Here is a 15,303-nt window from a genome sequence, read left to right as displayed (position 1 = left end):
TTCACACCATGAGCGTTGTCACCAACACGACCACCATCGGCGCGATCGAAGCACCGAGCCGTCGCAACACCGAGCTGGCGCTGCTCGTCTTCGCCGTGGCCATCCCGGTGTTCGCGTACGCCAACGTGGGGCTTGCCATGACCGGCAAGCTTCCCTCCGGCATGCTCGGATACGGTCTGGGCCTCGGCCTGATGGCGGGTGTGGCGCACTTGGTGGTGCGCAAGTTCGCCAAGTACGCCGATCCGCTGCTGCTGCCGATCGCGACGCTGCTCAACGGGCTCGGCCTGGTGCTGATCTGGCGGCTCGACCAGTCGCCGCGGCTGATCGCGCGGGCGAAGGGGGCCTGGGGCAAGTTCTCCCCGGACGCCCCGCACCAGCTGCTGTACACCGCGATCGGTGTGGCCCTGCTGATCGGCGTGCTGCTGCTGCTCAAGGACCACCGCATCCTGCAGCGCTACACCTACATCTCGATGGCGGTGGCGCTGTTCCTGCTGGTCCTGCCGATGTTCTTCCCGGCGGTCAACGGCGCGAAGATCTGGATCTCCATCCCGGGTCTCGGCACCATCCAGCCCGGTGAGTTCGCCAAGATCATCATCGCGATCTTCTTCTCCGGCTACCTCATGGTGAAGCGGGACGCGCTCGCGCTGGCCAGCCGCCGCTTCATGGGTCTGTACCTCCCGCGCGGCCGTGACCTCGGGCCGATCCTGGTCATCTGGGCGCTGTCCATCCTGATCCTCGTCTTCGAGACCGACCTCGGTACCTCGCTGCTGTTCTTCGGCCTGTTCGTCGTCATGCTGTACGTCGCCACCGAGCGCACCAGCTGGATCGTGTTCGGTCTGCTGATGTCGGCGGCCGGCGCGGTCGGCGTGGCCACCTTCGAGCCGCACGTCAAGCTGCGTGTGAACGCCTGGCTCGACCCCTTCGCCTGCTACACGACGGACAAGAGCGGCGCCTGCGAGCAGATCGGCCAGGCCATCATGTCGTTCGGCTCCGGCGGCACGCTCGGCGCCGGGCTCGGCCAGGGCAACTCCGACCTCATCGGCTTCGCCGCCAACGCCGACTTCATCCTGTCCACCGTCGGCGAGGAGCTGGGCCTGGCCGGGATGATGGCGCTGCTGCTCCTCTACGGCCTGATCGTGGAGCGCGGGGTGCGCACCGCGCTCGCCGCCCGCGACCCGTTCGGCAAGCTGCTCGCGATCGGCCTGTCCGGTGCCTTCGCGCTCCAGGTGTTCGTCGTCGCCGGCGGTGTGATGGGCCTCATCCCGCTGACCGGTATGACGATGCCGTTCCTCGCGCAGGGCGGTTCGTCCGTGATCGCCAACTGGGCGCTGATCGGCATCCTGATCCGGATCAGCGACACCGCGCGCCGGCCCGCTCCGGCCCCCGCCCCGTCCTCCGACGCCGAGATGACCCAGGTGGTCCGACCGTGAACAAGCCCCTGCGCCGGATCGCGATCTTCTGCGGTCTGCTCATCCTGTCGCTGATGATCCGCGACAACTGGCTGCAGTACGTCCGGGCCGACGAACTGAACACCAACGCGCACAACCGCCGCATCCAGATCGAGCGCTTCGCCCATGAGCGCGGCAACATCATCACGGCCGACGGCCAGACGATCACCGGCTCGACCGAGACGTCCGGCACCGACTTCAAGTACAAGCGGGTCTGGAAGGACGGCGCCATGTGGTCGCCGGTCACCGGATACGCCTCGCAGGTCTTCGACGCCTCCCAGCTGGAGAAGATCGAGGACGGCATCCTCTCCGGCACCGACAACCGGCTCTTCTTCGACCGCACGCTGTCGATGTTCACCGGCGAGAAGAAGCAGGGCGGCAACGTCGTCACCACCCTGAACAGCGCGGCCCAGAAGGCGGCGTTCGAGGGGCTCGGCGACAAGAAGGGCGCGGTCGCCGCGATCAACCCGCAGACCGGCGCCATCCTCGCGCTGGCCTCGACCCCCTCGTACGACCCGTCGGTGTTCGCGGGCAGCAGCAACAAGGACAGCAAGGCCTACAAGACGCTGCTCGACGACAAGAACGAGCCGATGCTCAACCGGGCGCTGCGCCAGACCTACCCCCCGGGCTCCACCTTCAAGGTGGTCACCGCCGCTGCCGCCCTGGAGAACGGCCTGTACTCCGGCATCGACGACCCGACGAGGTCTCCGGTGCCGTACATCCTGCCGGACACCAACCACCAGCCGCTGAACAACGAGGGCAACATCCCGTGCGAGAACGCCACGCTCAAGGTGGCGCTCCAGTACTCGTGCAACACCGTCTTCGGCAAGATCAGCGCCGACCTGGGCAACGAGAAGATGAAGGCCGAGGCCGAGAAGTTCGGCTTCAACAAGCAGATCTTCAACCCGGTCCGCACCGACGCCAGCATCTACCCGAAGGACAACCGCCCGCAGAACGCCATGGCGGGCATCGGGCAGGCCTCCAACCGCGCCACCCCGCTCCAGATGGCCATGGTCGCCGCCGCCGTCGCCAATGACGGCAAGCTGATGAAGCCGTACATGGTCGACCAGCTCCAGGCGCCGAACGTGGACGTCCTGAGCAAGACCCAGCCGGAGCAGATGAGCCAGCCGATGTCGGCCGCCACCGCTCAGAAGCTCCAGAAGATGATGGAGTTCGTGGTCACCGACGGCACCGGCAAGGCGGGCCAGATCGACGGCGTGACCGTCGGCGGCAAGACGGGTACCGCCCAGCACGGCGTCGACAACAAGGACAACCCGTACGCCTGGTTCATCTCCTACGCCAAGTCCGGGGACGGCTCCCCGGTCGCGGTCGCCGTGGTGATCGAGGGTTCCGACACGACCCGTGACGACATCGCGGGCGGAAAGCTCGCCGCCCCCATCGCCAAGAACGTGATGAAGGCGGTGCTCGACAGCAAGAAGTGACCGGGGCTGTTTCACGTGAAACCGTCGTCCGTTTCACGTGAAACATCACACGTGCCCTGTACCGGTCCGGTATCAGGTGGCGGCCGCGAGCTGATCGGCTTGCGGTGCCCGGTAGCGTATGCGCGAACAGCACACCGCCGGACCACCCATGGGTACGGTCGGGACAGACGGAGAGGGCTGGATTAGCTATGGAAGAGCCGCGTCGCCTCGGCGGCCGGTACGAGCTGGGCCAGGTGCTCGGCCGTGGTGGCATGGCCGAGGTCTACCTCGCGCACGACACCCGGCTCGGCCGCACCGTCGCCGTGAAGACGCTGCGGGCCGACCTCGCCCGCGACCCGTCCTTCCAGGCCCGGTTCCGCCGTGAGGCCCAGTCGGCCGCCTCGCTCAACCACCCGGCGATCGTCGCTGTCTACGACACCGGCGAGGACTACGTCGACAACGTCTCCATCCCCTACATCGTGATGGAGTACGTCGACGGTTCGACCCTGCGTGAGCTGTTGCACTCCGGGCGCAAGCTGCTGCCCGAGCGCACCCTGGAAATGACCATCGGCATCCTCCAGGCCCTGGAGTACTCGCACCGCAACGGCATCGTCCACCGCGACATCAAGCCCGCGAACGTCATGCTGACGCGCACCGGCCAGGTCAAGGTCATGGACTTCGGCATCGCCCGCGCCATGGGCGACTCCGGCATGACGATGACGCAGACCGCGGCCGTGATCGGCACCGCCCAGTACCTCTCCCCCGAGCAGGCCAAGGGCGAGCAGGTCGACGCGCGCAGCGACCTCTACTCGACGGGCTGCCTCCTCTACGAGCTGCTCACCGTCCGGCCCCCCTTCGTGGGTGACTCGCCGGTCGCGGTGGCCTACCAGCATGTGCGCGAGGACCCGCAGCCGCCGTCCAACTTCGACGCCGAGATCACGCCGGAGATGGACGCCATCGTCCTCAAGGCCCTGGTCAAGGACCCCGCCTACCGCTACCAGTCGGCGGACGAGATGCGCGCCGACATCGAGGCCTACCTCGACGGCCAGCCCGTCGCGGCCACCGCCGCCATGGGGGCGGTCGGCTACGGCAGCGGGTACGACGGCTACAACAACGGTTACGGCAACGACCAGCCGACCACCGCACTGCGCCAGACCGAGGCGGGCGCGGGCCAGACCTCGATGCTGCCCCCGGTCAGTCCGGACGACGGCGGCTACGGCTACGACGACCGCCCCGACCGGCGCCGCCAGAAGAAGTCCTACACCTCGACGATCCTGCTGATCCTGGCGGGTGTTCTGGTGCTGGTCGGCGCGATCCTGATCGGCAAGTCCGTGTTCAGCGGCAACGCCGACAGCAGCACGGTGGGCGTGCCCAACCTCGTCGGCAACAGCCAGGGCGACGCGGAGAAGCTGGCCACCAATGCCGGCGTCAAGATGTCCGTGGACAAGAACGAGCCGTGCGCGGACCAGCCCAAGGGCAACATCTGCAGCCAGTCCCCGGCCAGCGGCACGATGAAGAAGGGCGAGACCGTCACGGTCACCGTGTCCACGGGCGCCCCCAAGATCGAGGTCCCGGACGTCACGCAGAAGGACAAGGACAGCGCCACCCAGCTGCTCCAGGGCAAGGGCTTCCAGGTGAAGACCAAGGAGGTCGAGGCCGAGGGGACGCCGGGCACGGTCGTCAGCCAGGACCCGACGGGCGGTTCGCAGGCGGAGAAGAACTCGACGGTCACGCTGTCGATCGCCAAGAAGAAGACCGTGAACCTGCCCGATGTGAAGGGCAAGGACTACAACGCCGCGCTCGCGCAGCTCAACAGTGTGGGCTTCACCAATGTCTCCCGCCAGGACGTCGACTCCACCGAGCCGCTGAACCAGGTCGTCTCGATGTCGCCGAGCGGCAACACCAGCCAGGCCAAGGACATCCAGGTCGTCCTCAAGGTCTCCAAGGGCCCCCAGTCGCAGACTCCGCCGACGCAGGCGCAGATCCCGACCAACCTGCTGACGATGACGGTGAAGAAGGCCACGCAGACGCTGAACGAGGCCGGCTTCAGCAACATCCAGTTCGCGGCGGGCAGTTCGAACGACGACCGGGCGCGGGTCACCGGCGTCAGCCCGGGGCCGGGCACCATGGCAGACCCGAACCAGCCGGTCACGCTGACCACCTTCGGTGGTGGCGGCGGAGGCGGCGGTGGCGGGGACGGCGACGGAGGAGGGGCCAACTGGCCCTTCGGCTGACCGCCCACCACGCTCAGCACCGAGCCCCGGCCCCCTGTGGGGGAAGCCGGGGCTCGGTCGCGTACAGGAGGAGAAGCGCCGCCGGGCCCCGAACCGGTGAGGTCCGGGGGCGGGCGGCGGTCTAGCGCAGTTCGGCGGGCGGGGTGCGGCGCACGTCGACCTTCTCGGTGCGCACCAGCCGGCCCCACACGATGTAGCGGTACTTCGAGGTGTAGACCGGGGTGCAGGTCGTCAGGGTGATGTACTGGCCGGGCTGCTTGACGCCCGCCTCCTTCGGCACCGGCTGGAGCACGTCGACGTTGTACTTGGAGGTCTCGCGCAGCTCGGCGAACACCTGGTAGACGTACCAGGTGTCCTTGGTCTCGAAGACGACCGCGTCACCGTTCTTCAGCTTGTCGATGTTGTGGAACTTGGCGCCGTGGCCGTCCCGGTGGGCAGCGAGCGTGAAGTTCCCCTTGGCGCCGGTGCCGGGCAGTGTCGCCTTGAGGGGGTCCGTGTAGTACCCGGCGACGCCGCCGTTGAGGACGTCGGTGTCGGTGCCCTTCTTGACGAGCACCTCGCCGTTGTTCATCGCCGGGACGTGCAGGAAGCCGATGCCGCCCTTGGTGTCGAGCGCGCCCGGGCCCGTGGTCGCCGCCCAGTCGCGGCGCACGCTGTCGCCCTGCGCGGAGGCCTCGCGGTCGGCCAGCACGTTGGTCCACCACAGCGAGTAGACGACGAACAGGCCGAGCAACACGCCTGCGGTGATGAGCAGTTCACCGAAGACGCTGATGGCGCCCGCCACGGCTCCGCCCACCCGCCGGGGCGCCGCCGTGGACGTACCGGTCCGCTCCTCGTGGTCGGTTCCTGTCGCCACCGCACCCGCCCCTGCTGTCCGTTCGGTCATCCCACGAGCGCGTCGGGCTTGCCCTTGCTGCGCGGTCGGTCGTCGACCATCTTGCCCCACACGATCAACCGGTAGGTACTCGTGAATTCCGGCGTGCACGTCGTAAGCGTCAGATAGCGGCCGGGCTTGGTGAATCCGGAACCGGTGGGGATCGGCTTGAGCACCGACACGTTCGACGGCGGCGTCTGCGGCAGGGTGCTGGTGATCTCGTAGGTGTAGTACGCCTCTTGCGTCTCGACGACCACCTTGTCGCCCGCCTTGAGCCGGTTGATGTAGCGGAACGGCTCGCCGTGGGTGTTGCGGTGGGCGGCGACCGCGAAGTTGCCGCTGGCGTCCGACGGCATCGCGGTCTTCAGGCCGCCCTCGTCGTAGTGGCCGATCATGCCCTTGTCGAGCACCTTCGCCTTGCTGGTGCCCTGCGCGACCGGGGCGACGACGTCCAGCTTCGGGATGTGCATGATGGCGAAGCCCTGGCCGGGTGCGAACGCGTCGGGCTTGCGGCTGCCGTCCGCCCAGTCCTGCGCGATCTTCTTGGCGGCGCTGCCGGCCTCCTGGTGGGCGCGTACGTTCGTCCACCACAGCTGGTACGTCACGAACAGGAGCATCACCACACCGAGGGTGATGAAGGCCTCGCCCAGCACCCGGCTGGCGATCACCGCCGCGCTGTCCTTGCGGGCCTTCGCCGCCCGGCGCGCTTCGGCCCGGGTGAGGCGCCGTCCGTCCTCCGGCGTGGTGACGGGCGCGGGGGCGGGGGCGCCGCGCCGCTTGCCCTTGGCGGCCCTGCGCCGCTCCGCCCGCCCTCCGGTGGCCGGCGCGGCGGCCGCGGCGGCGGGAACAACCGGCACGGCTATCGTCTCGGAGACCGGTGTCCCGGCCCCCGGCCCGTACGGCTCGTAGGTCGCCCCGTGCACCGGGTCGGGTATCGGCCCCGGCGCGGGCTGCGGATCCGCACCCGGCAGCGGCGTGGCCGGCGGCTCCTGGGTGGGGTGCCAGGGCTGCTGGTAGGGCGCGGCGGCCGGCTCGTACCACTCCTGCGGGGCCGCGGCCGGCTCCGGAGCGGGCTCGGATACGGGCTGCTGTGCGGGGGCTGAGGCGGCGGGCCTCGGGTTGTCGGCGCGGAACCAGGGCGACCCGTGGCCGCCGGGTGGCAGCGGGTCCGTCAGCGGGTCGTACTCGTGCTCGGGGCGCGCCGAGGTCACGCCGCGGCCTTGCCCACCACCGGCGCGAGCCCCGCCGAGCGCCCGACGGCCTCCGCGTCCCCGCATCGCACCAGCCAGTTGGCCAGCATCCGGTGCCCGTGCTCGGTCAGGACCGACTCGGGGTGGAACTGCACGCCCTCGACCGGGAGTTCACGGTGGCGCAGGCCCATGATGATGCCGTCCGCGGTGCGCGCGGTGACCTCGAGCTCGGCCGGCACCGTGGCCGGCTCGGCGGCCAGCGAGTGGTAGCGCGTCGCGGTGAAGGGCGAGGGGAGGCCCGCGAAGACGCCGGTGCCCTCGTGCAGCACCGGGGACGTCTTGCCGTGCAGCAGCTCGGGCGCGCGGCCCACGACACCGCCGTAGGCGACCATCATCGACTGCATGCCCAGACAGACGCCGAAGACGGGAACGCCCGTCCCGGCGCAGTGGCGGACCATCTCGACGCAGACACCGGCCTGTTCGGGGGTGCCGGGGCCCGGCGAGAGCAGGACGCCGTCGAAACCGTCCTGGGCGTGGCCGAGCGAGACCTCGTCGTTGCGGACGACCTCGCACTCGGCGCCGAGCTGGTACAGGTACTGGACCAGGTTGAAGACGAAGCTGTCGTAGTTGTCGACCACGAGAATGCGCGCGCTCACCGGGCTGTCGTCCCCATCCCCTGGTCCACGGTCACGTCGTTGAACGGCAGCAGCGGCTCCGCCCACGGGAAGACGTACTGGAAGAGCACGTAGACGATCACGAGCACCAGCGCGAGCGAGATGAACGCCCGCAGCCACGCGTTGCCCGGCAGATGCCGCCAGATCCAGCCGTACATGCCGTCCCCGCGCTCCCTTCCGACGATCGTTACGGGACCAGACTAAGGGGCGGGGCGGTGGTGTGGGGTCAGCCGTCCAAAGCTGTGGGTCTGCCGTGTGCCACGGGCTGGGTGGCGTCGAGGTGCGCCCAGACGATCAGCCGGTGGCTGCTGCCCCATTCCGGGTCGCAGGTGGTGAGCGTCAGATAGCGGCCCGGGGAGCGGTACGGCGACTTGGCGGGGACGGGGTCGATCACGCCGACGTCGCCGGGCACCGTCCGGTAGGGCCTGTTGTCGACGCGGTAGACGTACCAGGTCGTGTCGTCGCGCAGCACCACCGCGTCACCGGGGCGCAGTTCGGGGAAGTCCTTGAACGGGTCGCCGTAGGTGCGCCGGTGGCCGGCGACGGAGAAGTTGCCCTCCTGGCCGAGCCGCGTGGTGTTGGCGTAGTGGCCGAGGCCCTTCTGGAGGTCCTTGACGGCGGTCCCTTCGAGGACGGGCCGGTGCCAGTCCCTGCCGAGGCGCGGCACGTACATGACGGCGAAGGAGCGCCCTTCGGCGTACGGAGGCGGCGGGGCGGCGGGGCGAGGGGCGGCGGCCGGGGCGGGGGCCGGCTGCTGGGCCGCCCACTGCTGCTGGAGGCCCGAGATCTGGTCGCTCGCGGCGTGGTCGGCCTTCACTCCCGTCCAGTACAGGAGGTAGGCGACGAACAGGACGATCAGGGTGCCGGCGGTGATGCAGAGTTCGCTGAAGGACCTGATGAGGATCCGCACGGACATCGGCGGTGGCCCCCTCCCGCGCCGCTATCGCACCGGTTTCGCGTAGTGGAGATCCACTGTGCCCGAGTAGGCGGCGAGAGTCATCGTCCTGTGCTCGTCGACTTTCCAGCCGAGCCCGTAGGCCTTCACGTACAGCTGGTAGTTCTGGATGGCCTTGGAGGCGTTCAGCGCCCCGCGCAGCTTCCCGGTGTCCCCGACCGCCGTGATCTTGTACGGGGGCGAGTAGACGCGGCCCTGGAGGATCAGGGTGTTGCCGACGCAGCGCACCGCGCTGGTGGCGATCAGGCGCTGGTCCATGACCTGGATGCCCTGGGCGCCGCCCTGCCACAGCGCGTTGACCACGGCCTGCAGGTCCTGCTGGTGGATGACGAGGTCGTTGGCCTGCGGGGTGGGGTAGCCGGGGGCGGCGGTGGCGTTGGGCGGGGCGTCGTTGAGCGTGACGCTCAGGCCCTTGCCGGAGACGGGGGCGGTGCCCGAGGCGTCCTTGAGGGCGTTGAGGAGCTGGTCCTGGGCGGCGGTGGAGCCGTCGTCGCGCTGGGCGAGCGCGTCCACGTCGCCGCGCAGCGCGGCGGCGCTGTCGCCGAGCTCCTTGTTCTTGTGGTCGCGCTGCTTGATCAGGTCCGACAGCTTCAGGAGCGAGGCGTCGGTGCGGATGTTGGTGCCCTTGGCCGTGTTGAAGCTGGTGACGAAGATGAGTCCGGCGAGGGCGAACACGGCGGCGGAGAGCAGCCGCACCGGGCGGCCGCGCAGGCGGCGCCGGGGCTGCTCGGGGACCCCGCCGGGGGAGTCGGCAGAATTGCTCAACGTACCCTTATCTCCTTCGGCGCCACGGAAGCACTACGCTAACGGACGCTTGGGGGAGGCTTCCCCCGCAGTCCCGTTCCCCCGGCGCCGCCACAGTTCCCTGCGCGGTCACGCAGCGCATCGACAGGAGAGTCCCTCGTGCCGAAGTCACGTATCCGCAAGAAGGCCGATTTCACGCCGCCGCCCGCGAAGCAGGCGACCGCCCTCAAACTGGGCAGCCGCGGCTGGGTGGCCCCGGTGATGCTGGCGCTCTTCCTCATCGGGCTCGCCTGGATCGTGCTCTTCTATGTGACCGAGGGGGACATGCCCCTCAAGGCGCTCGGCAACTGGAACATCGTCGTGGGCTTCGGCTTCATCGCGGGCGGTTTCGGCGTCTCGACCCAGTGGAAGTAGCGCCCCGGCGCAAGCTCTGCCCCTAGTTATCCACAGCGCTATCCACGGGGAGTGGATAACTCAGACCATCTGTGGATAACTTCCGGGAGGTTGACGCCGGTGTGACTGGTTCCACCGGCCGTCCTCTCTCGATCGCCCCTTGCCCCGCCTGGAAAGCACCAGGTCAGGGGTGAGGGGCGCGGTCGTTCCCCACCCGGTGCACAGAACCGTGCACCCTCTGTGGACAACTCTGGGGAAAGCTCGTACCCGCTGTGGTCAGGTGAGCTGCGCGGTACGGATGAGGACGAGGGCGAGCGAGGCCGCGAGCACGGCGGCGCAGGTGCCCCACTGCACCAGGTTCCGCCGCTCGGCCGGGGCGTGCACCATGCCGATGCCGACCAGGACGCCGGCCACCAGACCGCCCACGTGCGCCTGCCAGGCGATGCCCGACCACGAGAACGTGAAGATCAGGTTGACCACGAGCAGGCCGATGACCGGCCGCATGTCGTACTTCAGCCGCCGCATCAGCACCGCCACGGCGCCGAACAGACCGAAGATCGCGCCGGAGGCGCCGAGCGAGGGCGCGTTGGGGGCCGCGAGCAGATACGTCAGCGCACTGCCCGCCAGACCCGAGACGACGTACAGCGCCAGGTAGCGGACCCGCCCGAGGGCCGCTTCCAACGGCCCGCCGAGCCACCACAGGCTGAGCATGTTGAAGCCGATGTGGAGGTAGCCGCCGTGCAGGAACATCGAGGTCAGCAGGCGGTACCACTGGCCGTCGGCGACGCCCTGGGTGCCCTCGAAGCCCGGCACGAAGGTATGGCCCAGCAGGTAGAAGGCGTCCGTGAACCGGTCCCCCACCACCAGCTGCACCAGGAACGCGGCGAGGTTGAGCCCGATGAGGATCTTGGTGACCAGCTGCGGGTCGCCGGCCGCGAGCGCCCCGCCGGCCACCGTGCGCGGCTGGTTGGCGGAGGGGGCGTGGCCGGTGCCGGAGCCGGAGCGTACGCACTCCGGGCACTGGAAGCCGACGGAGGCACTGACCATGCACTGCGGGCAGATCGGGCGCTCGCAGCGGGTGCAGCTGATGCCCGTGGCCACCCCGGGATGGCGATAGCAGCTGGGCGGGCCGGCCTGCCCCGCCTGGTCCTGGTGCTGGTCCTGGTTCATCGGGCTCCCTCGTCCTGGTGCAGCAGCTCCGCCCCGCTCGTCATACGGACGAGCGGGGCGGAAAGGTTCCCCGTGGAGCCGGAGTTCAGCCTTCGCGGGTCTCCACGACGACGGACTCGATGACCACGTCCTGGACCGGGCGGTCCGTGCGCGGGTTGGTCTTGGCGGCGGCGATGGCGTCCACGACCTTGCGGCCGGCGTCGTTCGAGACCTCGCCGAAGATCGTGTGCTTGCGGGTCAGCCACGCGGTGGGCGACACGGTGATGAAGAACTGCGAGCCGTTGGTGGCCGGGCCGGCGTTGGCCATCGCGAGCAGGTACGGCTTGTCGAAGGCGAGGTCCGGGTGGAACTCGTCGGCGAACTCGTAGCCGGGGCCGCCGGTGCCGTTGCCCAGCGGGTCACCGCCCTGGATCATGAAGCCGCTGATCACGCGGTGGAAGACGGTGCCGTCGTACAGGCGGTCCGAGGTCTTCTGGCCGGTGGCCGGGTTGACCCACTCGCGCTCGCCCTGGGCGAGTTCCACGAAGTTCTTGACCGTCTTGGGTGCGTGGTTCGGCAGGAGCCGAATCTCGATGTCGCCCTGATTGGTCTTCAGGGTGGCGTAAAGCTGCTCGGCCACGATCTGCCTTCCTCGTTGGTCTGCATCGGTCGGGTGCTGACGTCCCACGATCCTCGCACGGACGGCGGCGCCGGAGGGAAAGCGCCCGGTTACCGACAGATACCCGCCGAACGCTCCCGTACCGCCCCCAACCGTGGCATTGTCGTCGGCGAGCTCCCCCAGCAGCACCCCGTCCCGCACCACGCCCCGCGATTTGCTCCAAACACGCGCCGCCCACCCGGATGCCTTTCCGCACATGCCGGGTACTCGCAGGACAGGCATGATTTCGAGATGGGTGGAAAGGCGACATACCGAACCGCCACCAAGGAGGAGGATCACGTGACCCGCATGGAGAGCGTGCGCGCCGCAACCGGAACGGCGAAGGAGAGCGTGCTGCACGCCGCGGAAGTGGTGGCGCCCTACGCCGACTCGGCCAAGCAGCAGGCCGCGCAGTATGCCCAGCACTACGCCCAGGAGGCGCGCGTCCGCGTCGCCCCCAAGGTGTCCAAGGCCGCTGCCCAGGCGCGCAGTCAGGCCCGGCACCAGTACGACGCGCATGTGGCGCCGCGCGTCCCGCCGAGGGTGGACGAGGTGGCCCACCAAGCCGCCGAGCGCTCGCGCCGGGCCGCCCGGCAGGCCGCCGACTACGCGGCGCCGCGTGTGGAGCAGGCGGTGGCGGCCGCCCAGCCGCTGCGCGAGGAGGCCATGGCCCGCTCCGCGGCGGCACTCGCCGCGCTGCGCGGCCAGGTGACGACCAAGGAGATCCAGAAGCTCGCCCGCAAGCACCGTCGCAGGGCGGGGGCGGCCAAGGCCGCGAAGGGCTTCCTGATCCTCGGCGTCGTCGCCGGCGGGGCGTTCGCGGCCTGGCGCTGGTGGGACAAGCAGGCCAACCCCGACTGGCTGGTCGAGCCCCCGGAGCCGACCGAGGTCGTCGACCGCCCGCCGCTCAGCTCGGTGGACGGCACGACCGCGGACGACGTCCTCGACCCCGAGGTCGAGGCCAAGCAGGCCGCGGCCGAGGCGGCAGAAGCCGCGGAGGACGACAAGCGCCACTGAGCGCGCCGGCGCCGAGCAGGGGGGGCGCCGGGCCCGCACCGAGAACACGCACCGCGCCGGACGCCCGGCGGCCCACTGTGGCCGCCGGGCGTCCGGCCTGTCCGGGGGCGCGGCACCCTTGGGCATCCCCCCGGCGGCCGGGCGTGCAAAGAGGCCCTCCAGCCTGCGTTTTCGCAGGTCGGAGGGCCTCCGGGCTGTGGAGCCTAGGAGATTCGAACTCCTGACATCTGCCTTGCAAAGGCAGCGCTCTACCAACTGAGCTAAGGCCCCGGGTGAGGTGGTGCGGGACCAGAGTACCGGGTGCAGCGGGGGATCTCGCAAAAGGATTGGGACTCCCGGTGAACGACCACTCTCCGTAAGATGCTCGGCGAGGTTCGCACCCGTGAAGCGGCCTCACTGGGGAAGCGATGGGGAGACGCGCAATGGACGCAGCACAGCAGGAAGCGACCGCAAGAGCCAGAGAGCTTCAGCGGAGCTGGTACGGGGAGCCGCTGGGGGCGCTCTTCCGCCGGCTGATAGACGACCTCGGGCTCAACCAGGCCCGGCTCGCCGCTGTGCTGGGGCTCTCGGCTCCCATGCTGTCGCAGCTGATGAGCGGTCAGCGCGCCAAGATCGGCAATCCCGCCGTGGTGCAGCGCGTCCAGGCCCTGCAGGACCTGGCGGGACAGGTCGCCGACGGCAGCGTCAGCGCCGTCGAGGCCACCGACCGCATGGAAGAGATCAAGAAGTCGCAGGGAGGCTCGGTGCTGACCAACACCGGCCAGACGACGTCCAGTTCAGGTGCTCCGACGGTGCGCCGCGTGGTGCGCGAGATCCAGTCGCTGCTGCGTTCCGTGGCGGCCGCGGGGGACATCATCGACGCCGCCGACACCCTCGCCCCCGCCCACCCCGAGCTGGCAGAGTTCCTCCGGGTGTACGGCGCCGGGCGTACCGCGGAGGCGGTCTCGCACTACGAGGCGCACCAGAGCTGACAACGGTCGATCGATCCTGGGGGGGGGCGTCGGGTGGGCGAGGTCTTCGCCGGCCGGTACGAGCTGGTCGACCCGGTCGGACGGGGCGGGGCCGGAGCCGTCTGGCGCACCTGGGACCGGCGCCGCCGCCGCTATGTGGCGGCCAAGGTGCTCCAGCAGAGCGACGCCCACACCCTGCTGCGGTTCGTCCGGGAGCAGGCCCTCAGGATCGACCACCCGCACGTGCTCGCACCCGCGAGCTGGGCCGCCGACGACGACAAGGTCCTGTTCACCATGGACCTGGTCGGCGGGGGATCGCTGGCCCATCTCATCGGTGACTACGGGCCGTTGCCGCCGCGCTTCGTCTGCGTCCTGCTCGACCAGCTCCTCGCCGGCCTCGCCGCGGTGCACGCCGAGGGTGTCGTGCACCGCGACATCAAACCGGCGAACATCCTCCTGGAGGCCACCGGGAGCGGCCGGCCCCATCTCCGTCTCTCCGACTTCGGCATCTCCCTGCGCAAGGACGAGCCCCGCCTGACCGAGACCAACTACGTGGTGGGGACGCCCGGTTACTTCGCGCCCGAGCAGATGATGGGCGCCGAACCCGACTTCCCCGCCGACCTGTTCGCCGTCGGTCTGGTCGCCCTGTACCTCTTGGAGGGCAGCAAGCCGGACGCGCGCGCCCTCGTCGAGTACTTCGCCGCCCACGGCACCCCGGGCGCCCCACAGGGCATACCCGAGCCCCTCTGGCAGGTGCTCGCCGGACTCCTGCAGCCCAATCCGCAGAACCGGTTCCGTACCGCCACGGGGGCGCGCAAGGCGCTGGCCTCCGCGGTCGAGCTGCTCCCCGAGCAGGATCCGGACGAGGAGCCCGTCGAGGTCTTCGACCAGATCGGCCCGTTGCCACCCGGCTTCACCGAACACGGGCCGGAGCGGGCGGGGCCGGCGGAACCAGAGGGCAGCCCGGCGGGTGCGGGTGCCTCCGCCGAAGGCGGCGCGGCGGGCGCGGGTGCCTCTGCGGGGGGCAGCCCGGCGGGTGCGGGTGCCTCCGCCGAAGGTGACCTGCCTTCTGCGTCCGTCCCGTTCCAAACATCGCAGGCGGCGCCGAGCCAGGCCCTCCAGGGCTTCGGCCCCGGAGGCCTCCCTCCGGCCCCGCTCCAGCCGCCCACACCGTCCACCCGGGCGCCCGCCTCGGCAGCGAACCCGGCGCCTTCCCCTGTCCAGGCCCCGTCCCCATCCCCGTATGCGTATCCGTACCCGGTCCAGGCCGGCCCGGCGTATCCGCCTCCGCCGTACGAGCAGACGCCGCCCACGCCCGCGACCGCTCCGTACACCGCGACGTCCCTCAATGCCGCGCCGCCGCCCCAAGTTCCCGTTCAGGGAGCCTCGTTCGGGGCCTTTCCGGCGCACCAGCACCAGCACCAACACCAACAGCAGCACCAGTCGGAGCCTCAGCGGGCGGCGCAGCCGGGGCAGGGGCCGGTGTCGGGTCACGCCAGGCGGCCGGGTCCGCCCGTGCAGGTCGTGGTGCCGGTGCTCCTCGTCGCGCTGGTGTGCTTCGCCGTGGGCATCTGGGCGCTGACCCGCGTGTGAACC

Annotated in this window: 15 protein-coding genes and 1 tRNA gene; 7 read left to right on the top strand and 9 right to left on the bottom strand. The window is 70.1% G+C overall.

The window, feature by feature from the left end; genetic code table 11:
- The first annotated feature begins 8 nt into the window (after positions 1-8).
- The 3 genes from ACGF3I_RS12795 (at position 9) to pknB (ending at position 5,103) form a co-directional block, all read left to right on the top strand.
- The gene (locus ACGF3I_RS12795) at positions 9-1,430 is read left to right on the top strand and encodes an FtsW/RodA/SpoVE family cell cycle protein (RefSeq protein WP_393131074.1); all 1,422 of its coding nucleotides are present in this window, start codon (positions 9-11) and stop codon (positions 1,428-1,430) included.
- Positions 1,427-2,890, top strand: coding sequence for a penicillin-binding transpeptidase domain-containing protein (locus ACGF3I_RS12790; protein ID WP_393131072.1), 1,464 nt, complete (start codon positions 1,427-1,429; stop codon positions 2,888-2,890). Before ACGF3I_RS12795 ends, ACGF3I_RS12790 begins: the two co-directional genes overlap by 4 nt.
- Positions 2,891-3,078: 188 nt before the next feature.
- Positions 3,079-5,103: a Stk1 family PASTA domain-containing Ser/Thr kinase gene (pknB, locus tag ACGF3I_RS12785; protein WP_393131070.1), complete on the top strand. Its 2,025-nt coding sequence runs from the start codon at positions 3,079-3,081 to the stop codon at positions 5,101-5,103.
- Positions 5,104-5,224: 121 nt separating this feature from the next.
- Here the strand turns inward: pknB and ACGF3I_RS12780 are convergent, their stop codons facing one another.
- From ACGF3I_RS12780 to ACGF3I_RS12755, 6 genes are all read right to left on the bottom strand, one after another.
- A complete protein-coding gene (locus ACGF3I_RS12780) occupies positions 5,225-5,959 on the bottom strand; it encodes a class E sortase (protein WP_393131068.1) in 735 nt (244 codons plus the stop codon).
- A 26-nt stretch (positions 5,960-5,985) separates the two neighbouring features.
- Positions 5,986-7,254, bottom strand: coding sequence for a class E sortase (locus ACGF3I_RS12775; RefSeq protein ID WP_393131066.1), 1,269 nt, complete (start codon positions 7,252-7,254; stop codon positions 5,986-5,988).
- Positions 7,185-7,823, bottom strand: a complete 639-nt coding sequence (locus ACGF3I_RS12770) for an aminodeoxychorismate/anthranilate synthase component II (RefSeq protein ID WP_393131064.1) — start codon at positions 7,821-7,823, stop codon at positions 7,185-7,187. Before ACGF3I_RS12770 ends, ACGF3I_RS12775 begins: the two co-directional genes overlap by 70 nt.
- Positions 7,820-7,999, bottom strand: a complete 180-nt coding sequence (locus ACGF3I_RS12765; RefSeq protein WP_393131062.1) for a hypothetical protein — start codon at positions 7,997-7,999, stop codon at positions 7,820-7,822. Before ACGF3I_RS12765 ends, ACGF3I_RS12770 begins: the two co-directional genes overlap by 4 nt.
- 68 nt (positions 8,000-8,067) lie before the next feature.
- Positions 8,068-8,757, bottom strand: a complete 690-nt coding sequence (locus ACGF3I_RS12760) for a class E sortase (RefSeq protein ID WP_393131060.1) — start codon at positions 8,755-8,757, stop codon at positions 8,068-8,070.
- Between the two features lie 24 nt (positions 8,758-8,781).
- Entirely contained in the window at positions 8,782-9,561 is a 780-nt protein-coding gene (locus tag ACGF3I_RS12755) for a DUF881 domain-containing protein (RefSeq protein ID WP_393131058.1), read from the bottom strand.
- A 138-nt stretch (positions 9,562-9,699) separates the two neighbouring features.
- On the opposite strand from ACGF3I_RS12755, the gene crgA reads away from it, so the two are divergent.
- The gene (crgA, locus tag ACGF3I_RS12750) at positions 9,700-9,954 is read left to right on the top strand and encodes a cell division protein CrgA (protein WP_393131056.1); all 255 of its coding nucleotides are present in this window, start codon (positions 9,700-9,702) and stop codon (positions 9,952-9,954) included.
- Between the two features lie 255 nt (positions 9,955-10,209).
- Here crgA and ACGF3I_RS12745 read toward each other — a convergent pair whose 3' ends face one another.
- Positions 10,210-11,103, bottom strand: a complete 894-nt coding sequence (locus ACGF3I_RS12745; protein WP_393131054.1) for a rhomboid family intramembrane serine protease — start codon at positions 11,101-11,103, stop codon at positions 10,210-10,212.
- Positions 11,104-11,188: 85 nt separating this feature from the next.
- Entirely contained in the window at positions 11,189-11,722 is a 534-nt protein-coding gene (locus ACGF3I_RS12740) for a peptidylprolyl isomerase (RefSeq protein WP_393131052.1), read from the bottom strand.
- A 318-nt stretch (positions 11,723-12,040) separates the two neighbouring features.
- On the opposite strand from ACGF3I_RS12740, the gene ACGF3I_RS12735 reads away from it, so the two are divergent.
- Positions 12,041-12,757, top strand: coding sequence for a DUF5324 family protein (locus tag ACGF3I_RS12735; protein WP_393131050.1), 717 nt, complete (start codon positions 12,041-12,043; stop codon positions 12,755-12,757).
- Between the two features lie 197 nt (positions 12,758-12,954).
- Here the strand turns inward: ACGF3I_RS12735 and ACGF3I_RS12730 are convergent.
- Positions 12,955-13,027 (bottom strand) — tRNA-Ala (locus ACGF3I_RS12730).
- A gap of 152 nt (positions 13,028-13,179) precedes the next feature.
- Here ACGF3I_RS12730 and ACGF3I_RS12725 point away from each other — a divergent pair.
- Together ACGF3I_RS12725 and ACGF3I_RS12720 are read left to right on the top strand one after the other, a co-directional pair.
- Positions 13,180-13,728 carry a DNA-binding protein gene (locus ACGF3I_RS12725; RefSeq protein WP_100575598.1) on the top strand — a complete coding sequence of 183 codons (549 nt, stop codon included), beginning with the start codon at positions 13,180-13,182 and terminating at the stop codon, positions 13,726-13,728.
- 33 nt (positions 13,729-13,761) lie between these two features.
- Entirely contained in the window at positions 13,762-15,300 is a 1,539-nt protein-coding gene (locus tag ACGF3I_RS12720; protein WP_393131047.1) for a serine/threonine-protein kinase, read from the top strand.
- The last annotated feature ends 3 nt before the right edge of the window (positions 15,301-15,303 follow it).

Source organism: Streptomyces sp. NPDC048111, from assembly GCF_043202815.1.
Taxonomy (GTDB): domain Bacteria; phylum Actinomycetota; class Actinomycetes; order Streptomycetales; family Streptomycetaceae; genus Streptomyces.
Note: the sequence above shows the minus strand (reverse complement) of the source record. Positions and strands in the feature narration are given on the sequence as shown.

Coding starts and splice junctions, on each gene's coding strand:
- ACGF3I_RS12725 (WP_100575598.1), top strand. CDS start 13,180: ATGGACGCAGCACAGCAGGAAGCGACCGCAAGAGCCAGAGAGCTTCAG.
- ACGF3I_RS12775 (WP_393131066.1), bottom strand. CDS start 7,254: ATGCGGGGACGCGGAGGCCGTCGGGCGCTCGGCGGGGCTCGCGCCGGT.
- ACGF3I_RS12795 (WP_393131074.1), top strand. CDS start 9: ATGAGCGTTGTCACCAACACGACCACCATCGGCGCGATCGAAGCACCG.
- ACGF3I_RS12760 (WP_393131060.1), bottom strand. CDS start 8,757: ATGTCCGTGCGGATCCTCATCAGGTCCTTCAGCGAACTCTGCATCACC.
- ACGF3I_RS12745 (WP_393131054.1), bottom strand. CDS start 11,103: ATGAACCAGGACCAGCACCAGGACCAGGCGGGGCAGGCCGGCCCGCCC.
- ACGF3I_RS12765 (WP_393131062.1), bottom strand. CDS start 7,999: ATGTACGGCTGGATCTGGCGGCATCTGCCGGGCAACGCGTGGCTGCGG.
- pknB (WP_393131070.1), top strand. CDS start 3,079: ATGGAAGAGCCGCGTCGCCTCGGCGGCCGGTACGAGCTGGGCCAGGTG.